Raw genomic sequence first — 225 nt, forward strand, 5'->3', positions numbered from 1 at the left:
GGTGTCTAGTGTCTGAACGGAATCTCGCGGCATAGACGCGCGCAGAAGCTTGGTCACGACGTTGTTTGCCTTGCTGTTAGCTCGGCCGGATGCGCAGCCGGGATGCGCAGCCCGGCATCGATGTGAGAATCCATCCGCCTGACTGAGGGGTTGTCATGGCTAGAGACCCACGCTTTGTCGCTGTTCACCGCGGTGGCCTGCTTGCGCTCTCTGACCACCGTCTGC

Source organism: Bacillota bacterium (assembly GCA_024655925.1).
Lineage (GTDB): Bacteria > Bacillota > DTU025 > DTU025 > JANLFS01 > JANLFS01.